Annotated in this window: 12 protein-coding genes; 5 read left to right on the forward strand and 7 right to left on the reverse strand. The window is 46.1% G+C overall.

Features of this window, described 5'->3' with window-relative positions:
- Positions 1–29: 29 nt before the first annotated feature.
- The 6 genes from E5S67_RS09510 to recN form a co-directional block, all read right to left on the reverse strand.
- Positions 30–1,409: a serine/threonine protein kinase gene (locus E5S67_RS09510; RefSeq protein WP_172186795.1), complete on the reverse strand. Its 1,380-nt coding sequence runs from the start codon at positions 1,407–1,409 to the stop codon at positions 30–32.
- Positions 1,410–1,552: 143 nt separating this feature from the next.
- Positions 1,553–2,884 (reverse strand): serine/threonine protein kinase, encoded by a 1,332-nt coding sequence (locus tag E5S67_RS09515; protein WP_172186796.1) that lies wholly within the window; start codon positions 2,882–2,884, stop codon positions 1,553–1,555.
- A 159-nt stretch (positions 2,885–3,043) separates the two neighbouring features.
- Positions 3,044–3,592 (reverse strand): inorganic pyrophosphatase, encoded by a 549-nt coding sequence (locus E5S67_RS09520; protein ID WP_172186797.1) that lies wholly within the window; start codon positions 3,590–3,592, stop codon positions 3,044–3,046.
- A gap of 457 nt (positions 3,593–4,049) precedes the next feature.
- On the reverse strand, positions 4,050–7,223 hold the full coding sequence (locus E5S67_RS09525; RefSeq protein WP_172186798.1) for a GAF domain-containing protein: 3,174 nt from the start codon (positions 7,221–7,223) through the stop codon (positions 4,050–4,052).
- Positions 7,224–7,339: 116 nt separating this feature from the next.
- Positions 7,340–7,486 (reverse strand): hypothetical protein, encoded by a 147-nt coding sequence (locus tag E5S67_RS32350; RefSeq protein ID WP_216670325.1) that lies wholly within the window; start codon positions 7,484–7,486, stop codon positions 7,340–7,342.
- Positions 7,487–7,993: 507 nt separating this feature from the next.
- Positions 7,994–9,748, reverse strand: a complete 1,755-nt coding sequence (gene recN, locus E5S67_RS09530; protein WP_172186823.1) for a DNA repair protein RecN — start codon at positions 9,746–9,748, stop codon at positions 7,994–7,996.
- Between the two features lie 183 nt (positions 9,749–9,931).
- Here recN and E5S67_RS09535 point away from each other — a divergent pair, with 183 nt between their 5' ends.
- Entirely contained in the window at positions 9,932–11,263 is a 1,332-nt protein-coding gene (locus tag E5S67_RS09535) for a TAXI family TRAP transporter solute-binding subunit (RefSeq protein WP_172186799.1), read from the forward strand.
- 63 nt (positions 11,264–11,326) lie between these two features.
- Here E5S67_RS09535 and ruvB read toward each other — a convergent pair whose 3' ends face one another.
- Positions 11,327–12,415 carry a Holliday junction branch migration DNA helicase RuvB gene (gene ruvB / locus E5S67_RS09540; RefSeq protein WP_172186800.1) on the reverse strand — a complete coding sequence of 363 codons (1,089 nt, stop codon included), beginning with the start codon at positions 12,413–12,415 and terminating at the stop codon, positions 11,327–11,329.
- A gap of 68 nt (positions 12,416–12,483) precedes the next feature.
- Between ruvB and E5S67_RS09545 the strand changes: the two genes are divergently transcribed.
- From E5S67_RS09545 to E5S67_RS09560, 4 genes are all read left to right on the forward strand, one after another.
- Entirely contained in the window at positions 12,484–13,026 is a 543-nt protein-coding gene (locus tag E5S67_RS09545) for a hypothetical protein (protein ID WP_422614734.1), read from the forward strand.
- 147 nt (positions 13,027–13,173) lie between these two features.
- Entirely contained in the window at positions 13,174–14,022 is an 849-nt protein-coding gene (locus E5S67_RS09550) for an ABC transporter permease (RefSeq protein ID WP_172186801.1), read from the forward strand.
- A gap of 186 nt (positions 14,023–14,208) precedes the next feature.
- On the forward strand, positions 14,209–15,621 hold the full coding sequence (locus tag E5S67_RS09555; RefSeq protein WP_172186802.1) for an ABC transporter ATP-binding protein: 1,413 nt from the start codon (positions 14,209–14,211) through the stop codon (positions 15,619–15,621).
- A 15-nt stretch (positions 15,622–15,636) separates the two neighbouring features.
- Positions 15,637–17,157 (forward strand): methyltransferase, encoded by a 1,521-nt coding sequence (locus E5S67_RS09560; protein WP_172186803.1) that lies wholly within the window; start codon positions 15,637–15,639, stop codon positions 17,155–17,157.
- Positions 17,158–17,179: the final 22 nt, after the last annotated feature.

The raw sequence follows: 17,179 nt of genomic DNA on the forward strand, positions 1-17,179 counted from the left end.
TGCTTTGTTTGGGCGATAGAGAGATATTTTCACATCGATATATTCTTTTTACCGTCTGTCAAAGTTCTTTGAATTTTCAATCCCAACCACTGGCTTAGTTCTGTCGCTAACCACTCGATTTCTGATTCACTTAGTCCTTGCTTCACTCCTAGTCGATATTTTTGGTTGCCGGTTTGAATAATCATCTGAGAAACGTTGTATCCAATTTGTTCAATTTCCAACTGGCAAATGTCCGGTTTGGGGGCTGCCTTGGAATTATTCCATCTCAACCCGAGCAGATGGCTGCTATAGGATATTTGCTGCCGATCGATTCTGAGACGCAATTTCCGAAATAGTGCAAACAGAAACATGACTCCTACCGCACCTAAAACAAAATTTCCTGATATTAGCATAATTTGGTGATTTATCCCTAAGTTATCGGTGAAAAAATTCCACGTTAATAATAAAATACTCGTAGGTACCGCGGCAGAAAGCAGGGCAATTAAACCAAAACCGATTCCTTGTGGCGGAATTACAATTTCTATAAACTCCGAATTTTTTGTTAGTTTAATCTCGCTGCTTGGTGGTCGCTGCACCACCATAGGACTTTTGTGGATAGGGCGGGGATTTTTGAGCGACACCAATGCTTCCCCAGCCGAAGATAAACGTTTGTCCAAACTAGGTTCTGTCATCCACTCCAGCCAATCAATTAAATTAGAATTGAGCTGCGTTACCCGATCGGCAAATTGAATTTTTAAATCCTGCTGCGACAGTTCAGTGGGATGCAAACCCGTTACCAAATAAATTAAAGTTGCACCTAAACCGTAGAGGTCAGAAGCCGGAACCGATCGTCCGCCCAATTGTTCTGGTGCCATATATCCGTAAGTTCCCACTACTGTAATTGTGCCGCCAAATTTTGCCGCTTGGTTCTGCACCGAACCGAAATCAACTAAATAAACTTGTCCCACCGAGTGACCGGATCTGCTGTGCAGTAAGATATTGCTGGGTTTAATATCGCGGTGAATAACAGGCGGATATTGCTGGTGCAAATAAATCAAAATTTCTAACAGCGATTTAGCTAATTCTTTCACCTCGCTTTCGCTAAAAGTACGCCCAGATCGCAAATGCTCTTCCAAAGTTTTCCCCTCTACATAACTCTGTACCAGGGCAAATCCTTTAGTGTCTGGTTCGTCAATTTCCAGGTAGTCGAGGTAGCGCGGAATTGCTGGGTGAGAAAGTGCTTTTAAAGTTTCCGATTCTCGTTCAAATAGCTTGAGGTCTTGCCATTCAAAATCGCTGCCGAGGAATAGCTGTTTGATGACAACTAATTCTTGAGTTTGTAAGTCGCGAGCCAGCAAAGTTTGCCGGCCAGTTTGTTTTCCCAGTTGTCGGTGCACTTCATAGCGTTCTGCTAATATTTTGGTGGTCATGTTTTTTTACATTAATTTTAATTTAAGGTTATCGTCGGAGTCCATAAACCTGGTTGTTTAGCGAGTCTGGCGGTGGCAACGCGTCTTTTCGTAAAAACCAGGTTTCTAGGAGTCGGAGTGCGTCCCGGACTGTAAAATGTAGATTACAGTCCGCTTTCTATTTGATACCACCGGGCAATAGACTTGCTACTTGCCCCCATTGACAGTCCTGCAATCAGCGACGGTGCAAACAGGAAGATAATATCCCAATGAATATCGTGGATCGGCGAACCCCCCATTATCACCTCTATAATCACATTCATGATCCAAAAGAAGACGATGCTTGTCGAGGTACAGAGTAAGATACTAATCGCGGTTAAAACCTGTCGGTGAAGTTTGGGATTAGTTAGGGGAAAAAACCACAAGCGCGTGACGATTCCTACGATTATTCCGTTCCCCAACCCCAGCAGCAAGCCGAGAAAAAGACCGATCAATCCTCCGACAATTGTCCCCAGTACCGGAATAATAAAGGTGCTGTAAATTGCTGCACAAGCTCCTACAGCTAGAATTCCAATCCCAGTGCTGATCCCGATCGCATTGTTGAACAAACTAGAGGTATCTACCGTTTTTCCCTGTCTTAATGGCAGGGAATATTTATGTATTTGCTGTGGTTTTTCGAGAACTTCTTTTGCGATCTGGACTGAAGCGGGACGGCGATCTAAACTGGGATGTGTCATCCACTTCAGCCAATTGGTAAAAGCGGGACTTAGTTGGGTGAGTTGCTCGAATTCGATCTGCAAATCTTTCTGTGGCAAGTCCGCAGGATGCTGCTTGGTAATTAAGGCGATTAATGTTGCTCCCAAGCCGTACAAGTCGGAAGCGGGAACGGCTCTCCCGCCAAATTGTTCGGGCGGCATATAGCCGTAGGTTCCGACAACGGTGACTGTTTTTCCTTGTTGGGTTGCTAGAGTTTGAACAGCACCGAAATCAACTAGGTAGACTTCGCCGACGCTGTTGCCCGATCGATTTTTGAGTAAAATATTGCTGGGTTTAATGTCGCGGTGAATCACCGGGGGCTGTCGCTGGTGCAGGTAGGCGAGGATGTCTAATAATGCTGTTGCTAATTGTTTGACTTCGCTTTCGCTGAAGGTGCGGCCGTCTGAGAGATATTCTTGTAGGGATTTGGCTTCGATGTAACTCTGAACTAGGGCGAATCCTTTGCGGTTGAGGGTGTCGATTTCAAAGGAGTCTAAATATCGGGGAATTGCGACATGGGATAGGGATTTTAAGGTTTCGACTTCTCGCTCGAACAGTTTTAAGTCTTCCCAGTTAAAGTCGCTGCTGAATGAGAGGAGTTTGACGACTACTTGCTGTTGCGTTTTTAAGTCGCGGGCGAGTAAGGTTTGCCTTCCTGCTTGCTTGCCGAGCCGCCGATCGCACTGATAGCGATCGGCTAATATTTCTTTTGACAAATCGCCGATGTTTTGTCCGCTCATGTTCTCTTGCCCTAGAACCGATTAAACCTAGTGTAGTTGACAAAAGTGCAATAATCGGAAATGTTCGGGCTACGGCAAAAAATTTTTATGTCAAAGGGCAACCGCCTTTAAGAGCCAGCGATCTCGCACAATAAAGACGCGCCTGATTTAAGCTTGAATTTAATTTTCGATTTGCTTGTAAATTGACTGCACTACGTCGAGCAGGCTCAAGACTTGCTGCCATTCGGGGGCATCGGGGTTGTAGCTTTTGGCGCGCTGAGTTTTCAAACTGTGGTGCAATAGGGAAAGCAGCGCGTCTGGAGACTGTAAGGAATTTTCATCTTCATCTGCTGGGGTTCCGGCTGCATTTTCTTCGATGTCTTCTTTAATTTTTTGTGCTCGATCGGCGAGGGCTAAAGCTCTGCCTGCAAGGTTTTCCGGCATTTTGGGCTGTGCGGACAAAGACGCGCCGGTTAGTTCTACCAATAGTTGGCAGACTCGATCGACCCATTCGCGATCGTTTACTGAAAAGGAACCTGATTTGAACACTTGCCCGTCAGGTCTTTGTTGAATGCTTTGTACCTTCTGGATCAGAGGGATGGCCTTAACAGTGATATTTTCCGGGATTCTGGGGATATCTGACAGGGAGCTCCGAGCAATCTCCAGCAATAGTTGGTAAACATGATCTACCCACTCAACATCTCCCGATTGCGAATTCCAATTATTCATAACTGACGCTAGTGATTTTCTATATCTAAGACTAGAACATTGACTATCTGCGAAGGAAGCTCTTTTTAGGAGCCACTAACGCTATTAAGACTTACGCGGACCGGGTGAGAAACCCGGTTTTCGATCGGATGTTTCGTCGCCTTTCTCCAAGATTTTTCTCAGAAACCGGCTAACGCTGCCGCAAGTCTTAACTATTTTTAAGCGCTTCAAATACTAGAAGTGCTAAGTTTGTTGCGGTAGGTAGTGCGAACGAAACAGGTAGGGCGAAACACAGGCATCTGGCTTGCGAGTTCAAATCCGGTTATCTAACCATAATACCTGTTGGAGCTTCTTTATAATTAATCTCAATAGGATATTGAGGTTAATGGGTGGTCGGATGGGAGGCGCACCCCGATCGCGATTGCCCCCGCCCCCCCGGAACCCTGGCGCCACCGCCAGCATTTGCTGCGGGCCACTGTTATTTTTCTGTAAGATTCCAGACCCCATCCCAGTTGAGTACGTCTGAAAAACCATGCTGAAATAACATACAGCGATCGACGTGCAATTTAGCTGCCTTGTTTTTCGAGTCAACTTCCAGAACGGCGTTAAATTCGCCTTCAGCGTCTTTAAAGGCTTGCTTGGCTTTGGGTTCTAAGGCTTTCTTAAACTCGCTCAGTAGTTTTTTCACCCGATCGAGTCCCAGATTTTCAAATTTCTCATCTAACATTTCTGCAACTGTCTCGGAGGCCCGACTTTTAATTTTAGCCTGCAATAGCCGCCTGATCTCTGCAGGTTTCAGCTTCTTGATTTTGGGATTTGATGGTTCTAAGATGTCTGCTTCCAACAGCTTTTTGACTTCGCCTTCTTGCAAGTATTTAATCTCCTCTGCTGATAGCGGCTTGATTTTTGCTTGCAGCAGCATTTTGGCTTCCTCTTCCGAGAGGTTTTTGATGCCTTCCAATCTCAGCAGTTGGATTTCTGACTGTAGCAGCACAATGAGTTGGTCTGCTTCGGACAGGTTTTTTGGGTCGTATTCTGACAGCTTTTTCAGTTGACGTAACAGGTTCTTGAGTTCGTCTTCCAACTGTTGATCTAAATTGTAGGAGAGGTTCTTAATCTCTGCCTCCGGCATTGCGGCGACATTATCTAAGATGTTTTTCACCTCACTTTCTGAGAGTCTTTGGGTGACTGGAGCTTTGTAATGTTCGCGCCCCTTGGTGTAATGTTCTATAATTTTTTGCTGTTTTTCGGTTAGTGACTTGCCCACTGGCGAGTATCCCTCGCGGATGCCGACGAGTTCGTAAACGATTACGGGTTCGCTTTTGCCTTTGACAGTAATAAAGTCGAGTTCTCGCACGTACAGCCGATCGGCATAATCTCTGTAAGTATTGTCGCTGATGATCAAGTCGGTGCCGTACTGTTTGCTGGCGCCTTCTAAGCGAGAGGCGAGGTTTACGCCGTCTCCGATCGAAGTCAATTCCATGCGTTTGCTACTACCGATGTTGCCGCTGACAACTTCATCAGAATGTACGCCCATACCGATGCCGATCGGCAGTTCGCCATTTGCCACCCGATCTTGATTGAACTCTGCCAGTTTTGCCCGCATTTTCACTGCCGTTTGCATCGCGCACCAAGCATGATCCTCTAGGGGTGCTGGAGAGCCAAAAACAGCCATCAGAGCGTCGCCGATGTATTTGTCTAGAGTCCCTCCGTACTCGAATACGACATCTACCATCACTTCAAAATATTTATTGAGCATCACTACCACTTCTTCGGCTTGCAATTTTTCCGTAAGTGTGGTATAGCTGCGAATGTCTGAGAACAGCACCGAAACGTTTTTGCGCTTGCCGCCCAATCCAGTATCCCCTGAAGCTAACAAAGCTTCGGCTACTTCTGGGGTCATGTAACGGTACATCAAGTTTTTGACTTGCTTGGCGCTGCTAATATCTTCCATGACAACTAATGCGCCGTTGACCTTGCTGGAGTCGGTAGCGTCGGTCATTGAGTTAATCGAGAGATTGATACTCTGCGATTCTCCTTTAAAGGAGAGCAAAACTTGATCGGGGTAATACTGCTGGCGGTCGTTATCGTCTTCGGGAGACAAAGACGCATCGAACCATTTGGCAAAATCGCCTTTTTCTAACTTAATTAACTCGCGCACAGATTGACCTTCGGCTAATTCTGCATCGCTGACACCCAGTAATTTTTTGGCACTGGGATTTGTCGCTACTATATTACCTTTTTTATCGGTAGAAATCACGCCGTTAGTCAAGGCGTGCAGCATATCTTTTTGTCTTTGTTCTTGCTGTTTGACTTCAGCAAACAGTTTGGCATTTTGCAGGGCGACTCCTGCTTGGATGTTAAACGCCTCCATAAATTCCATGTCGTTGCGATTGAAACTCGCTTTCCACTGTTCGGGGGCGTGCGGCCAATCTTCCGGGTTGTAGGGCGGAAATTCTCCTTGTCGTTTTTTATTAACTAATTGGGTGACACCAATCAATTTGTGGTTGGAGTTAAACACCGGCATACACAGCATACTGCAAGTGCGATACCCCGACTTTTGATCCACTTCTTTGGAAGTTGCAGCGCGGGGATCGTCGTACACGTCAAAAGGAATCAGCAGCGGTGCACTGGATTGGGCGACGATGCCTGCGAAACCGGCTGTTCTGGGTATGCGAATTTCTTGAAGTTGACCTGCGATCGGGATTTTTGTCCACAGTTGATTTCTATCTTCGTCAATTAGCCACAGGGTGCTGCGATCGGCGTTCATCAGTTCTTGGGCCTGATCCATCACCCGCTTTAGGGTATCTTCTAAGTCTAAACCGCTCTGAGAAAGAGCGTTGACGGCGTTCATCAGCGCTGTCGCGGCACGTTGTCTTTGAGTTGCTGCGTAAAAAGACTTAGAAGACTCTAGAATTAGGCGAATCGACGGGGCAAATTCTCGAAAAACTTGTTCGTCTTCTTGAGTAAAACCTACCTTATCAATCTGTGATTCTAAAGTACCATAATGTTCGTGGTTGGGCTTGAGTTTATTAATCAGTTGAACGACTGCTACTAACTCTCCTGTTTCTTCGTTGATCAGGGGCATCGCCAGCATTGTATAAGTGCGATATCCTGTTCTTTCGTCAGTTTTTTTGGCGTTAGCCGAGCGCGGGTCGTTATAAAAATCATAAGGAATGTTCACCACTTTTCTCTCTGTGGCTACTTCTCCCGCAATGCCCACATGGGCGGGAAATCGGAACTCTAAGTTGTTGCCATTTTCGTCTTTAGCAACGATCGCCCAGAGTTCATTTTTTTCGTCGTCTAATAAAAATATCGTGCTGCGAGCGGCATTTAGCAATTCCCCTGTTTTGAGGGTAATCGACTGCAACATTTCGTTAAGAATGGCGTCAAATCCCTGGCTGTCAAGGATATTGTCGAGCATTCCCAGCGTTTGATTGACAACCCTCAGTTTTTCCTCTACTTCCCTGGCGACTCCTTTAAAACTATCTTTGTTTAGGGGTGCGAGGAAACTGGAGAAGTTTCCTTGGCTTTTGACGATTTGATTATTACTAGAGGGATAATGAGAATGCTGTTCCTGATGATTTTCACTTACAGGAGTGACATCTATCACGTTTTCCATAGCTGACAGATTGGAAGATGCAGATTTCATAGACCTTTACAGAAGCTTAAGTGTAAGGGTTAGTCTCTAAGCTAGGATAGCGGGCAAGTTCATTAGTGAGTGACCTGTCGCACAAAACTCAAGTATGTGTGAAAGTATTTCCCAGTTTACAGAACTCCGGCCACAGGGCAAGGGCAATTTAGTTGGAATTGCTGGTGAACTGCTGGTGCGACGGTAACGCTGCTGTGGCATTGCTGCACTCTTTTTAGAGAATGCGAATCCTGTTTAAATGGTTTATTAACTGATTTTGACATTGTGCGTGCCTGGTTTAAGTAGGTTCGGCAGGTCTAAGAGCCGATCGCCCGCAATAACATGAATGCGTACTGCAGGGAGGACTGCTGAAAGAGGGATGGCATTGTGGGACTAGCTGCAATTGTGACACCACCAGTTGCTAGTGATGTGTGCCCTTCTGTACACAATTGTGGTTTTTAACTAGAATTTCTCTCAATTTTGCTGCTCTTAGCTTTCCTCCCGTGACTAAACTCACGGGCCTTCCAGCTTTTTTTTTGTAAAACTTGCTGTTGCCATTTTTAGTGTAACCTCCGGCTCGGAAAAACTCCGCCTTTTGGCCCCCCGATCGGCTGGAGGGTCGGGTAAGGGTATGAAAAACAGAGTTTGACGCCGTTCGATCCTCGGTTTCCGTTGCAGCTTTTTTTCCCGTCTTGGACGCATAAACCGGGTTTTTTTACTCCCATACTTTTTTCAACCCTCAATAAAAATTTAAGACAATCGGTTTTGGAGACTCAAAGATTGTTGTATTTTCAGGGTTTTGCCCACTGAGTTTGGCGCAGTCCGGCGGCTTCGACAAGCAGGGATTCGGCGAAGGCGATGGCTTCTGTTGCTGAACGGCCGCTGGCGAGTTGGGCGAGTTCTTCGCGCCGCTGTTCGCTGTTGAGGGCGGCAACTCTGACTACTGTGCGTTCCAATGGTTCGGAATTGGCCGCGGGTTCGCCGATACTCGGTTCTGCTTCGATCGTCTGTTTGTTGACGCGAAAATGAAAATCAGCCATCGCCGCGACCAGCGGCTGGTGCGTGACGCAGAGAACTTGGTGTTTGTCGGAAAGTTGGTAGAGTTTTTTGGCGATCGCGCCGGCGACTCTCCCGGAGACTCCGGCGTCGATTTCGTCAAAAATCAGCGTACCAGCGCTTTCTATTTGGGAAAAACAGGCTTTGACGGCGAGCAAAAAGCGGCTCATTTCTCCCCCGGAGGCGATCGCGCCCAGGGGTTGCAGGGGTTCGCCCGGATTGGGACTGAAACAAAAGGCGATTTGGTCGGCACCGCTAGCGGTTGGGGTAGAAGGCGAGATCTCGACTTGAAATTGCACTTTTTCCATTGCTAACGGCTTAAGTTCTCCTACGAGGTGCGTTTCTAGTTTGAGGGCTGCTTCGCGCCGCAGGGTAGTGAGGTGGCTGCAAGCGTCTTTTAATTGCTCTAAAGCGGTCTGATATGCGAGTTCTAAGGCTTCCATTGAGTCGCCTCCTTCTAAAAGTTCGTTTAGTTCGTTTTGAATGCTTTGGTAGTAGGCGATCGCTTCTTTGAGCGGCCCGTATTTGCGGCAAATTTGTTTGAGTTCGCGAATCCGATCTTCTACTTCTTCGAGTCTTTCGGGATCTGCTTCTAATTGTTCGCCGTAGCTGCTAATTTGCCGGCTGGCTTCTGTGGCTTGAGCTAAAGCATCGCTGACCATTTCTAGGATTGGTTGCAACTGCACATCGTAAACGGCCATGTCGCTTAAAATTACTTCCGCTTTGCTCAACAAGTCGGCGGCTGATGCGGTGTCGCCCTCGTTTTGATACAGGGCTTGGTGAACTTGGTAACTTTGCTGCTGCAATTCCACTACGTGGCCCAGCCGGATTGATTCTTGTTCTAGTTGTTCGAGTTCGTCGGCATCTTCGATGTGGGCTTCGCCGAGTTCTCGGACTTGGTATTCTAACAAATCAAGTCTTTGCAGCCGCTGCTGTTCCGACTGACGCCTGCGCTTGAGGGCTGTTTTGGCGCTGCTGGCTGAGAGCCACGCGGAGCCGATTGTCGATCGCGCTTCAGCGAGCCTTTGGCCCCCGTAGAGGTCGAGCCATTCTCGCTGGAGGGTTTCTTGTCCGAGGTGGACGGTTTGGCCTTGAGCGGTCATTTCCACAAGCCGATCGCGCAGTTGATCCATTAACTGGCGGTTGACCAGAATTCCGTTCAAGCGCGATCTGGTGCGCAGAGCACCGCTAGATGCGTTAATTTCCCGGCTGCAAACGGCTAAATTTCCGTCTATGGGTTCGATTTCTTGCTCGCCCAGCCACAAAGCTGCGGCTTTGTCCAATTCAAAGGTAGCTTCCAATATTGCCCGCGTTGCTCCGGTGCGAATCGATCGGCGATCGACCTTCCCGCCCAACACTGCATCGATCGCATCTAGGATAATCGATTTACCGGCACCTGTTTCGCCTGTAAATACGTTCAAACTCGGGCCAAATTCTAAGTCGAGGCAGTCAATTAGAGCAAAATTTTCAATTCTCAGGGATAGTAACATGGGGAATGGGGGAATTGGGAATTGGGAATTGGGAATTAGGAATTGGGCATCGATGCACGATCGCATTGGGAATTGGGTATTGGCTCATCCACTCTCGGGCGCGTCCAATTTTCCGAGTCCTATTTTCACTTTCATCGAGAATACTTTTGATTTTGCCATTCTAACGATGGAGTCTCAACCTCTATGCAAAATAAATTTCTGCTTCCCGTTGTTATATTAAGTGTTGTCCTGATTGGAGCTTTTGGCTGGGAGCTGCACCAAGACAAGCAGCGAGTCTATGAATTAACCCTGGCGACGGGAACGAAGAAGGGAATTTATTATCCTTTCGGACAAGCAATTGCTGAGGTAGTTTTCCAACAAAATCCGCGCCTGCGGATTCAAATTGTTGAGACTCAAGGCGCTGAGGAAAATATGCAGCGGCTTCAGGCAAATCAGGTTCAGTTAGCTATTGTTCAGAACGATACGGCGGCAGTGCCTTCGGCGAGGGTAATTGCTTCTTTGTTTAAGGAAGTTTTTCATTTAATTGTTTCGGAAAAATCTGGAATTAAAAGTTTTTCGGATTTAAGGGGTAAACATATTGCGCTGATGGTTAAAGGCAGCGATTCTTACAGCTTTTTTTGGTTTGTGAGCCAACATTACGGTTTAAAAAACACCGATTTTGAGTCTACTCCTTGCTCTTGGAATGAGGCTACTAAACTGTTTGCCAACGGCGAGGTTGATGCTATTTTTATGATGCTACCTCCGGGTAGCTATTTGGTTAGTAATTTGCTGCAAAAGACGCAGGGAAAGTTAGTCGCAATCGATCAGGGGGCCGCGATGAAAATTAAGTTGCCTTATCTGGAAGCTGACTTGATTCCTAAGGGTACTTACAAGGCAGAGCCGGCTGTACCAGATGCGGATTTGCCTAGCATTGGGGTGCAGGCTAGTCTGTTGGTTCGTGAAGATGTAGATCCGGTAATAGTTAAGGAAATTACGCGGATTTTGTTCGAGCACCGCCGCAATTTGGTGGCTGCTAATTCTTTGGCGGCCACGATCGGTCAGCCGGGAGGAAGTGGCGGTTTAACTCTACCAATACATGAGGGCGCTCAGGCTTATTACGATCGCGAAAAGCCGGATTTTTTAGCGACTAATTCCGAGCTGATCGGTTTGTTTTTGTCGCTGATTACTCTTTTGGTTTCTTGGCTTTGGCAGTTGCGATCGAGCTTTTTGCAAAAACAAAAAAATCACGCTGACAAGTTTAATTTGGAGATTCTAAGTTTAATTCAAAAAATCCGCAAAGCCCAAACTTTTGAAGAAATAGAGCTGTTGCAAGAAGAGTTGTTTGATATTTTTAAGCAAGTTATTGTGGATTTGGATGAAGATAGAATTGATTCTGATTCTTTTCATTCTTTTACTTTTACTTGGGAAACTGCTATGAAAACTGTAAGCCATCGAGAAAAAGCATTGCAGAATTTGCAGTGGGTTTCCCACGATTTAGAAGGTGAGTTGACATCAGTCAGAGAGCGGGAAACTTAATTTATTAGTTTTTAAATCTAAAATTGCCCCATCCCCCATGCGATGCCTATTTTGATACTTTTTTTATTCAATAAAACCCAAGTGTTTCTTAGCAGCAACCGTTACCATTCTCCCGCGACTTGTCCGCTGCAAAAATCCGATTTGCATTAAATAAGGTTCGTATACATCCTCAATGGTTTGAGTGTCTTCTCCTGTAGAAGCTGCGAGGGTTTCTAAGCCCACTGGGCCGCCGTTAAAGTTCTCAATCATTGCTGTCAAAATCCGCCGATCTGTCCAATCTAAACCTAGCGGATCGACGTTGAATAATTCCAGGGCGAGTGAGGCAACTTCGGCATCAATTGGCTTTAAATTTTTGACTTCGCTGTAGTCTCTAACTCGTCGCAGCAAGCGGTTAGCGATCCGGGGGGTTCCGCGAGCTCTGCGGGCAATTTCTGTGGCTCCTTCTGGGGTAATTTGAGTGTCGAGAACTTGGGCGGTTCTTTGGACAATTAGACTGAGTTCGTCTATTTCGTAGTAGCGCAATCTTTGGATCAAGCCGAAGCGATCGCGCAATGGAGATGTTAGAGAACCGACTTTGGTTGTTGCTCCTACTAAAGTAAACGGTTTCAGAGGTATGCTGCGGATTTTTGCGGTTTTTCCTTGTCCGATCGTAATATCTAAGCGGCAGTCTTCCATCGCCGGATAGAGGATTTCTTCTGTAACTTTAGATAAACGGTGAATTTCGTCGATAAACAGCACGTCGCCTGCTTTGAGGTTGATCAGCAATCCGACAATATCGCGGGGTTTTTCCAGGGCTGGGGCGGTGGTAATTTTGCATTCAACTTCCATTTCTGCTGCTAGAATTAGCGACATTGTGGTTTTTCCCAACCCTGGAGGCCCGTAGAGTAACAGGTGATCCATCGGTTCGCCGCGAGATTTTGCCGCTGCAATTGCGATCGCCAAAACTTCTCTCAAGTCTTTTTGCCCGATGTATTCAGCTAACCGCTGGGGTCGGATTTTGTCGTCTTGTTTGCTGTTGATTTCGTCGGGTAGTTCTTGCGATTCTAGCAAAGATTCCGTCTGGGGTTTGACGGCTTTTTTGCGACGGGCTGGGGCTATGTCTTCGGGTAGATTTGGGTCGGGGGGCTGTTGTTTGGAGGAGATAATAGCCATATTTATTTGCGATCGGGCAGCGGGAATTGTTTACAATTATTAGCAGAATCTTTACAATTATTCAGTCCGTGATAAATATTCCATCTTCTTTATTAGCATCGGAAAGCATAACTTTTGAGGGGGCGATCGAGCTGACTCAATCTTTACTGTCGTTCATTGAGGCCGATCGAGTTTCAGAGGCCGACATCGAGCAAGCTGTTAGATCTCTGGTGAAAACACAGAACGGCGCTAGGGGTTTTTTTGTCACCTATCTAACGGACGATCGACAGGAGGCAGATCGACCGTCACCCGGAGTAGTCGAGGCGCTGCGATCGGCTCCTGAGATCGTAGCAGAACTGCTGGTAAAAAATTTGGCGATGTCGGCGGCAATGGTCGTGCATCACTCGCGCCAGCAAAAGGAGAAAATGGCGGCCGATTCTGCTAGAGTGCAGGAGCGATCGCGCAATTTAATTCAAATCCTGCAAATGCCCGCCTGTCAAACTATAGCGTCGCAAATGCTAGAAAGTTTGCAGAGTGCCAACGGCGAGTACGGGGAATTTTTCCAGCGGTGGGGCTACGACAACGAGCAAAAACTAGCAATCGGTTCGGCAGTTCGATCGGCGATCGGCTAAAATAACATCCTTCGCCAGAGTGACAGATGCTTGCTCAAAGCGACGGGGCTGTGGAATAATTGCGGTTTAGCAAAAGCTGCACAATTGTAGCTTGAGTTGATTTAGGTGTGAAGGTAGTGAACGAGGGCGAAAAAATTGCATAGAACGGTGAAAGGAGTTGCCCAAAAAGCCCGAAGGGTGGGCGGCAGGCTGCCCGGAATTAGCCAGCGCTGGGCGAAGCTGAATCTGCTGGCAACATTGGTACGCCGGGACTTGGAAGCTCAATACAAAGGCTCGATTCTGGGCAATTTCTGGCCGCTGCTGAATCAGCTATCGCAATTGGTGATTTACACATACGTATTTTCGATCGTCCTCAAGGTAAAACTCAGCCTTGCAGGCTTCCCGGAAAACAGCGACATTACATTTGGAGTCTGGCTGTTTGCAGGTTTGTTGCCTTGGAGTGCCTTCACCAGCGGTTTGATCAAGTCGGGAGTATCGGTGGTGGGGCAGCCGAATTTAGTGAAAAAAGTGGTATTTCCCCTCGGTTTGCTGCCGCTAGTACCGATTTTTACAGCTTTTATTGAAAGTTCTCTGGGTTTAGCAGCTTTGATTGTCATAGTGGCAGTGTCGTCGCAAAAGCTCAACGCTACTTTATGCTTGCTGCCGCTGGTTTGGGTTCCTCAATTGCTGCTGACAGCGGGTTTGGGATTTTTGACAGCGGGCTTGACGGTGTTTTTGCGAGACATTCCTCAGACATTAGGTGTTATTCTAAATTTTTGGTTTTATTTGACGCCGATCGTCTACCCAGCATCAGTAATCCCCGAACAGTGGCGAGCGTGGATATTTTGGCTGAATCCAATGGCCGCCATCTCCGAGGTTTATCGAGACCTCATACTGCTTGGAGAAGTGAAGCACTGGGGCGAATGGGGTGTCGCCACGCTAATTTCTGCTGCTATATTTTGTGGAGGTTTGGCGGTTTACCGGCGTTTGCGTCCCGCTTTTGCTGACGTGCTGTAAATTTGTTTGAGAGCGAAAATCCATCTAAAATCTCAAATCGAGCGTGCTGTAAATTTGTTTTATATCTACAGTCAATCTAAAATCTAAAATCTAAAATCTAAAATCGATTGTGCTGTAAATTTGTTTGAGATTTCAAGTCAATCTAAAATCTAAAATCTAAAATCTAAAATCGATTGACTGCCGCCAATGACAGAAAATGTAATTTCACTAAAAAATGTTTCCAAATGCTTTAAGCGGTACGATCGTCCAGGAGACCGCTTAAAGGAAATTATTTACCCCAGCAAAAAACTCGCTGACGAATTTTGGGCGCTGCACGATATCAATCTGGAAATTCCTCAAGGACAAACTTTGGGAATCGTCGGTCGCAACGGTTCCGGAAAAAGCACTCTCCTGCAAATAATTGTGGGGACGCTGACGCCTACCGCAGGAAGCGTGGATGTTAAAGGGCGAGTCTCCGCTTTGTTGGAACTCGGAAGCGGGTTTAACCCGGAATTTACCGGACGGCAAAATGTGTTTTTTAACGCTCAATTACTCGGATTCAATAAACAAGAAACTGAAGCAAAGTTTGACGATATAGCTGCCTTTGCTGATATTGGGGATTTCATCGAACAGCCAGTCAAAACTTATTCGAGCGGTATGTTTGTCAGGCTAGCTTTTGCCGTTGCGACTAGCGTCGAACCGGATATTTTGGTGGTTGATGAGGCGCTTTCGGTGGGCGACGAAGCTTTTCAACGAAAGTGTTTTGCCCGCTTGCAAAGCATTCAAGAAGGTGGCGGAACGATTTTATTTGTTTCTCATGCTGCTACTTCTGTGGTGCAACTTTGTACGTCGGCGATTTTAATGGATAGCGGTGAATTGCTGCTCGCTCACACTCCGAAGGTGGTAATTTCTAAGTATCAAAAGCTGATTTATGCCGATCCGGATAAGGTTCTGGGGTTGAAGTCAGATATTCGGACCCTGAACCAACTAACAAAACAGGAAAGTCAAGAGAAACTTCAGGATGCTAATTTAGAAAGCACAAAAAAAGAAGTTAAACCCGAGCAACATCTCTCCAAACCCAAGGAATATTATGATGAATTTTACGATCCGGGGATGATACCGTCGAATACGGTGAGGTATCCGTCTCGCGGAGCGGAAATTATCAACCCCCGCATCGAGACGCTAAAGGGAAATGTGGTAAATCACTTGATCGGTCGTCAAGATTATATTTACACTTACTCTGTCACTTTCTCGCGGTCAACTTCCAAAGTTAGGTTTGGAATGTTGATTAAAACGATTAGCGGTTTTGAGTTGGCGGGTGCTTCTTTGAAGGGTTCTACTCAGTCAGTTCGGTATGTGGAAGCGGGAACGACAATTGTAGTGAAGTTTCAGTTTAAATGTTTGCTGAATCCCGGGGTTTATTTTCTGAATGCTGGGGTTGTGGGAACGGTAGATGGAGATTTAACTTATCTGGATCGCTGCGTTGATGTGGCGATGTTTAGAGTTCAGTCTTGTACAGAGTCGTGCGGTAACGGCATCGTTGACTTGCTGATCGAACCGTGTTTAACTGTTGTTAATCCTGAATCTCTGGTGAAAGAGCCGTCAACCGAGGTAATCTAAAATTCTGTGAAAACCATGAGCAATATCAATTTAGATTTAGTAGAAAATCCCGTAATCAAAGCATTTATTCGAGATAAAGCTAAGTTTCCCGAAGATTTTAAACAGAATATCTGCGAAGACGATGAAATGTATTTGTTCAGCTTGAGCAATGTCAAAGACGATCGCGATCGGGCTTTCGTGCGCTATTATGCGATCGGGCGTCGCATCCTGGATACCGTTAAACAAGTTGTGGATTGGCATTTTGGGAGTTTTGAAAATGTACCGTCTTTTCTAGATTTTGCCTGCGGTTACGGTCGATTTACCCGGTTTTTGATTCAGGAAATGCCGCCGGAAAAAATTTGGGTTTCTGATATTTATGCTAACGCGGTCAAGTTTCAAACTGAATACTTTGGCGTCAGCGGTATTGTCTCGACGGGAAAACCAGAAAATTATTTAATTGACCGAAAGTTTGACTGCATTCTGGCTAATTCTTTTTTCAGCCATATGCCGGAAAGAACTTTTACGAGTTGGCTGCAAAATTTGTACGATTTGTTGACTCAAGACGGGATTTTGATGTTCAGTGTTCACGATGAGAGTCTGCTGGAATCTCACATAGAAATGCCGGCAAAAGGAATTCTGTTTAGCGCCGATAGCGAAAGTCAATCTTTAGATAAGGAAGAATACGGCACAACTTATGTAACGGAAAAGTTTGTTAGAGAAATTGTCGATAACGTTAGTGGTGGCAAAGCATTTGTGCATCGAATTGAAAAAGGCATATGCAGGTTTCAGGATTTGTATGTTGTTACAAATCAACTGAACAGAGAATTTTCTAGTTTGAAATTCAGTCACCACCCGGAAGGATATGTTGATGTTGCTGCTTTAACTAATAAGGATAATTTGTATCTGGAAGGGTGGGCTGCCGATGTGAACGAGGAGGGCCGCATTGAGGAGGTGCAAGTGCTGGTAAACGGCGAATTAGTAGAGAGATGCGAGCCTTTTTACAACAGGTCGGATGTGGCTGGATATTTTAAAACAGATGCTGCTTTGCAGTCTGGTTGGCGCTGTTATTTACCGAAAAACACTGTGACGCCACAGGATGTGTTAATAGTTAAAGCAATCAATAACTACGGTGCGGAGTGGATTATGGAAACTTGCACTGTGAAATCGCTGCTGAGCCAAAGGCAATCGCAGTCTCTTTTGGGGTCTACTCAGACTAAAATCCAACTAATGGAGACTCAGTTAGCTTCGGCTCAAATAGAATGGGAGCAAAGTCAAAGTAAGTTAATGATTACTCAAACGAAGTTGGAAGAATCTCAAACGCATTTGCAAGAAACTCAAAGTCAATTAATTTCAGCTCACACGCAGTTGGAGCAAACTCAAAATCAGTTAATATCTGTCCAAATGCAGTTGGAACAAACTCAAAATCAGCTAATTAATGTCAAAAAAGAACTAGAGCGATCGCACAATCGAGTTTTGGCAATGGAAACGAGCAAGTTCTGGAAGGTGAGAACCGCCTGGTTTCAAGTCAGGCGGTCGCTCGGCTTAGCGGGAGACTAGCGATCGAGTAAAATTGGTGTGG

Source organism: Microcoleus asticus IPMA8, assembly GCF_013179805.1.
Taxonomy (GTDB): domain Bacteria; phylum Cyanobacteriota; class Cyanobacteriia; order Cyanobacteriales; family Microcoleaceae; genus Microcoleus; species Microcoleus asticus.

Bases quoted from the DNA above. Each gene is read 5' to 3' on its own strand.
- E5S67_RS09515 (WP_172186796.1), bottom strand. From the start codon at position 2,884: ATGAGCGGACAAAACATCGGCGATTTGTCAAAAGAAATATTAGCCGAT.
- E5S67_RS09525 (WP_172186798.1), bottom strand. From the start codon at position 7,223: ATGAAATCTGCATCTTCCAATCTGTCAGCTATGGAAAACGTGATAGAT.
- E5S67_RS32350 (WP_216670325.1), bottom strand. From the start codon at position 7,486: ATGTCAAAATCAGTTAATAAACCATTTAAACAGGATTCGCATTCTCTA.
- E5S67_RS09560 (WP_172186803.1), top strand. From the start codon at position 15,637: ATGAGCAATATCAATTTAGATTTAGTAGAAAATCCCGTAATCAAAGCA.
- ruvB (WP_172186800.1), bottom strand. From the start codon at position 12,415: ATGGCTATTATCTCCTCCAAACAACAGCCCCCCGACCCAAATCTACCC.
- E5S67_RS09555 (WP_172186802.1), top strand. From the start codon at position 14,209: ATGACAGAAAATGTAATTTCACTAAAAAATGTTTCCAAATGCTTTAAG.
- E5S67_RS09520 (WP_172186797.1), bottom strand. From the start codon at position 3,592: ATGAATAATTGGAATTCGCAATCGGGAGATGTTGAGTGGGTAGATCAT.
- E5S67_RS09510 (WP_172186795.1), bottom strand. From the start codon at position 1,409: ATGACCACCAAAATATTAGCAGAACGCTATGAAGTGCACCGACAACTG.
- E5S67_RS09535 (WP_172186799.1), top strand. From the start codon at position 9,932: ATGCAAAATAAATTTCTGCTTCCCGTTGTTATATTAAGTGTTGTCCTG.
- recN (WP_172186823.1), bottom strand. From the start codon at position 9,748: ATGTTACTATCCCTGAGAATTGAAAATTTTGCTCTAATTGACTGCCTC.